Origin of the sequence: Megasphaera sp. AF13-6AC, from assembly GCF_027685385.1 — a bacterium.
Lineage (GTDB): Bacteria > Bacillota > Negativicutes > Veillonellales > Megasphaeraceae > Megasphaera > Megasphaera micronuciformis.
The window spans coordinates 1-4338 of the sequence record NZ_JAQCUN010000108.1 but is presented as its reverse complement, the minus strand read 5'-3'; the positions used below and the strand labels follow the sequence as shown (position 1 = coordinate 4338).

Sequence of the window (4338 nt, the reverse complement as noted above, 5' to 3'; positions counted from 1 at the left end):
TGCCGGTGACAGTATTATTATGGTAGCCACGGATCGAATTTCCGCATTCGACCATATTTTGAAAAACCGTATTACTCACAAAGGTGCCGTGCTGACACAAATGTCCAAATTTTGGTTTGACTTTACATCCGACATTTTGCCGAATCACATGATTTCAGTCAATACGGACGATATGCCCGAATTTTTCCGTACAGAAGAATTTAAGGGAAAGAGCATGAAATGCCGTAAGCTTACTATGCTTCCCTTGGAATGTATCGTACGAGGCTATATTACAGGCAGCGGTTGGGCAAGTTATCAGAAAAACGGTACGGTCTGCGGTATTAAATTGCCTGACGGCTTGCAAGAGTCTCAGCAACTTCCGCATTCGACCATATTTTGAAAAACCGTATTACTCACAAAGGTGCCGTGCTGACACAAATGTCCAAATTTTGGTTTGACTTTACATCCGACATTTTGCCGAATCACATGATTTCAGTCAATACGGACGATATGCCCGAATTTTTCCGTACAGAAGAATTTAAGGGAAAGAGCATGAAATGCCGTAAGCTTACTATGCTTCCCTTGGAATGTATCGTACGAGGCTATATTACAGGCAGCGGTTGGGCAAGTTATCAGAAAAACGGTACGGTCTGCGGTATTAAATTGCCTGACGGCTTGCAAGAGTCTCAGCAACTTCCGGAACCTATCTTCACCCCCAGCACTAAAGCGGAATTGGGTGACCATGACGAAAACGTATCCTTTGAAGAAAGCATTGACGTACTGGAAAAAGCCTTTCCCGGTAAAGGCCGTGAATATGCCGAAAAGGTTCGGGACTACACGATTGCCTTATATAAAAAATGTGCAGACTACGCTCGTACTCGCGGCATTATCATTGCCGATACGAAGTTTGAATTCGGTATTGATGACGCAGGCCGGGTAGTCTTGGGTGATGAAATGTTGACTCCCGACAGTTCTCGTTTCTGGCCGTCGGAAGGCTATGCTCCCGGAAAATCTCAACCGTCTTATGACAAGCAATTCGTTCGCGACTGGTTAACGGCTAACCCCGACAGCGACTACTTATTGCCTGATGACGTTATCAAAAAAACGATTGCCAAATATATAGAAGCTTATGAATTACTGACGGGAGAAAAATTCTCATTCTAATTACAACGCCTTGGTTTCCGACTACGAAATCAAGGCGTTTTCATGTATGAAATACATATGTATCTCTCTTATGTGTCAAAATAAAGATATTCTCTTCTTGCCCCCTTTCAAAATACAACATATACTTATATATGATACTCTAATTTTTTCAAAGGAGCGTGTATTATGACTGAAGAAAAAGGGTTCTTAGACCGCCTGTTTAAATTACAGGAAAACGGTACAACCGTAAAGATTGAGTTTCTTGCGGGTATTACTACTTTTATGACCATGGCTTACATTTTGGCCGTCAATCCCATTATTCTAAGTGCTGCCGGAATGGATAAAGGGGCTGTTCTTACGGCAACAGCCCTGGCCTCCTGCTTGGGGACTATTTGTATGGCCGTCTTTGCCAACTATCCTTTCGCCTTGGCACCCGGTATGGGTTTAAATGCATTTTTTGCCTATACCGTCGTTTTACAAATGGGATATTCGTGGGAAACGGCTTTGTCCGCTGTTTTTGTTGAAGGTATTATTTTTATCATCTTATCTCTGACGAATATTCGAGAAGCACTCTTTAATGCCATTCCTATGACCTTAAAGAAAGCCGTATCTGCGGGTATCGGCTTATTCATTGCCTTAATCGGCTTATTCAACGCACAAGTTATCGTTGCTAACCCGGCTACCAAAATTTCACTTTTTTCTTTTAAAACCTCCTTAACGTCCGGTACCTTTCATACTGTAGGTATTACGGTTGTTCTGTCCCTTTTAGGTGTTCTTTTTACGGCTATTTTAATGGAACGTAAGGTGCGCGGTAACATTCTCTGGGGCATCCTGTTCACTTGGATTTTAGGCATTATTTGTGAGCTTACGGGTCTTTATGTTCCCGATCCGACACAGCATATGTTCAGTGTTATTCCCGACTTTTCCGCAGGCTTGGCAGCCTTCACTCCTGCCAGCATGGAACCGATTTTCGGCAAAATTGCTTTTGAGCAAATGTTATCCCTCGACTTTTTCGTCGTCATGTTTGCCTTCCTTTTTGTCGATATTTTCGATACCTTAGGAACCCTTATCGGCGTATCCTCCAAGGCGGAGATGTTAGATAAAGACGGTAAACTACCTCATATTAAAGGCGCTCTTATGGCTGATGCCGTTGCAACTACTGCCGGTGCCGTCCTCGGTACGAGCACGGTTACAACCTTTGTTGAAAGTGCTACAGGCGTCAGTGAAGGCGGCAGAACGGGATTGACTGCCATGTTCGTAGCCTTCTTCTTTCTCGTTTCCCTCTTCCTGTCCCCCTTGTTTTTGGCCATTCCCGCCTTTGCTACGGCACCGGCTCTGATTATCGTCGGCTTCCTTATGTTGGGAGCTATTACGGGTATTGAATTCGACGACTTGACCGAATCCATTCCCGCCTACTTGACAATTATCGCCATGCCCTTCTGCTACAGCGTATCGGAAGGGATTTGCTTCGGTGTTATTTCCTATGTTCTCGTTAATCTCTTAACGGGTAACCATAAAAAAATCAGTGTTCTCATGTATATTCTTGCCGTTCTCTTCATAGGTAAGTACATTTTCATTTAATCTTTTTCCGTGCTTCAATCACCGCGTCATTGGATGCGGTGATTTTTTTTACCGTTTCATATAATACTCGTTGTTCGAAGGGTTTATACTTCTTTAAGCCTATGGTCAGATTCTTTTCGTCTTGTAGGTCTCTGAGAAGCTTTAGAACTTCCAGTCGTTTCTTGGATATTCCGCTTTGACGACAACGATCGGAAGACCATTCTTTATCAAAAAGATCCGCTCTTCCGTGTTTTAAGTGCAGTCTGAGAGTCGTAAGACTGCGCTGTCGTTTGGAAATATAGGGTTTGAATTCATCTATAAAGGCCGCAAGCTCTTTTTCTTTTCCCGCATACAAGTAAAAGTCGATTAAGGCATCGTACATATGGGTAAACCCCGTTACAGACATACCGTGAATGCGTCTGTCCCTATCCAGGTCACAGACATACCGATAAAGATCTATACACTCCCGAACAACTTCTTTACAGTCACTGATACCGCTTTTAAGAGCAAATTCTTTTATCTTACCGGCCATATAATAAATATCCCACGGAGCTTCGTATATAAAACGTCGATTCCTCATTTTCTCAGGAGGTAAAAAATCCTTGCCAAGCTCTTCATAGTGCTTTATTGTTTCTATAACTCGCTCCAGCCTTTCGTATACACTTCGGCGTATCTCACGATTCTTCACTCCCATATGAGGCTCATAACCCAATAAAAGACACTCTTTTTGCAAGATAGACAAAGGTCCGTACAAATCAAGTGCACAACGGCAAAAGCCGTAACATGCACGCACATAAGGTCTCAAAAAACCTCTTCCATTCTCTTTTTCTTCATATCGTTCCATAACTTTCTCATATAAATAGAAGGCCTTTTGCTTTAATGAATATCTGTCGGCAGGGCTGCCATCATGAATATAAAAAGATGCACGCCTATATACAAGGCTGGCATATTCATACAATTCATATTCATTGGCTTGAAAATCGCACAGTCGTTCATAATACTTCTCAGCCAAACGAGCCAAGTCATTTCGGTCATATTGACCGAAGGTCTCTCCGTCATACCACGCTTGGCGATAAATATCAGCCAAAACGGATATGATATAACGGCTTTCCCCTTTTTCTTTAAGTCTTAAAAACAGAGATTCACTCAAGACAAGATATTTCTTTCGTTCTGAACTCTTTTTTAACGCATGTAAATAGGCCTTACTGAGCGTATACAAATCTTTATCCGCTAAAGTCTCAGGAATTTTTTCTTCCGCACCTAAACGACGTACGGCTTCTTCCCAACAAAATTCATGTTCGCCAGCCACAATATATCGCCTCCTTTAACCTCAGTATGAAGTAGTATTATTAAAACAGGCGAATATAATGAATTAAATTTACATAAGAAAAGACGCCCTACAAAGGGCGTCTATGTAAGTGATTTATTAATTTCTTCCAATAAGCCTGTAACGAGATCTTTCTCCGAAACCGTGCGTAAAATCTCGCCGTGCGAAAAAATAATACCGCTACCGGCACCTCCGGCTATGCCGAAATCTGCCTCCCGAGCCTCTCCGGGACCGTTCACTACACAACCCATAACCGCAACTTTTAAGGGTGCATCCATATCGGCCAAAGCCGTCTCCACCTCTTTAGCCAAATGAATCAGTTCTACCTG

Annotated in this window: 4 protein-coding genes and 1 pseudogene; 3 read left to right on the top strand and 2 right to left on the bottom strand. The window is 42.6% G+C overall.

The features are described from left to right. Window positions 1-19 precede the first annotated feature (19 nt). The 3 genes and pseudogenes from PGX78_RS06415 to PGX78_RS06405 all read left to right on the top strand — a co-directional run bounded on the left by PGX78_RS06415 (window position 20) and on the right by PGX78_RS06405 (window position 2703). Window positions 20-379: a phosphoribosylaminoimidazolesuccinocarboxamide synthase gene (locus PGX78_RS06415; RefSeq protein ID WP_270445948.1), complete on the top strand. Its 360-nt coding sequence runs from the start codon at window positions 20-22 to the stop codon at window positions 377-379. Beyond that, a pseudogene (locus PGX78_RS06410) lies at window positions 358-1143 on the top strand (phosphoribosylaminoimidazolesuccinocarboxamide synthase); the annotation flags it as partial. The gene PGX78_RS06415 and the pseudogene PGX78_RS06410, both read left to right, overlap by 22 nt. A 165-nt stretch (window positions 1144-1308) precedes the next feature. Next, window positions 1309-2703, top strand: coding sequence for an NCS2 family permease (locus PGX78_RS06405; RefSeq protein WP_270445946.1), 1395 nt, complete (start codon window positions 1309-1311; stop codon window positions 2701-2703). Here PGX78_RS06405 and PGX78_RS06400 read toward each other — a convergent pair. Together PGX78_RS06400 and PGX78_RS06395 are read right to left on the bottom strand one after the other, a co-directional pair. After that, window positions 2696-3991 (bottom strand): hypothetical protein, encoded by a 1296-nt coding sequence (locus PGX78_RS06400; protein WP_270445944.1) that lies wholly within the window; start codon window positions 3989-3991, stop codon window positions 2696-2698. The genes PGX78_RS06405 and PGX78_RS06400 overlap by 8 nt on opposite strands. Before the next feature lie 101 nt (window positions 3992-4092). Beyond that, the coding region (locus PGX78_RS06395) for a flavodoxin-dependent (E)-4-hydroxy-3-methylbut-2-enyl-diphosphate synthase (protein WP_270445943.1) at window positions 4093-4338 on the bottom strand (246 nt) is incomplete at its 5' end.

Coding starts and splice junctions, on each gene's coding strand:
- PGX78_RS06405 (WP_270445946.1), top strand. CDS start 1,309: ATGACTGAAGAAAAAGGGTTCTTAGACCGCCTGTTTAAATTACAGGAA.
- PGX78_RS06415 (WP_270445948.1), top strand. CDS start 20: ATGGTAGCCACGGATCGAATTTCCGCATTCGACCATATTTTGAAAAAC.